General features: G+C 40.6%; 1 pseudogene. It reads left to right on the top strand.

What is annotated here, in order from left to right:
- A pseudogene (locus tag H2277_RS09215) lies at positions 1-315 on the top strand (flagellin); the annotation flags it as partial.

Here is a 315-nt window from a genome sequence, read left to right as displayed (position 1 = left end):
TGGAACAGGACTTAGCGCTATAGGTATGGGAGCAGCTGATCTTATCTCACAAAATTCAGTGTCTTTAAGAGAATCCAAAGGGCAAATCGATGCTAATACAGCTGATGCCATGGGATTTAATGCTTTTAAAGGTGGTGGAAAACAAGTTATAGTAGGCTATACCTCAGTTTCTGCTTATATGAGTTCAGACGGTTCAGGATTTTCTCAAGGATCGGGCTTTTCGGTAGGTTCTGGTAAAAACATGTCTGTTGGTTTAGGAGCAGGTGCTGTTTTTATTTCAGCTATGTCTACAGCTTCTGCGGTATTTAATGTTTC

The sequence above is a fragment of the Campylobacter sp. W0014 genome (assembly GCF_020135975.1).
Taxonomy (GTDB): Bacteria; Campylobacterota; Campylobacteria; order Campylobacterales; family Campylobacteraceae; genus Campylobacter_D.
Note: the sequence above shows the minus strand (reverse complement) of the source record. Positions and strands in the feature narration are given on the sequence as shown.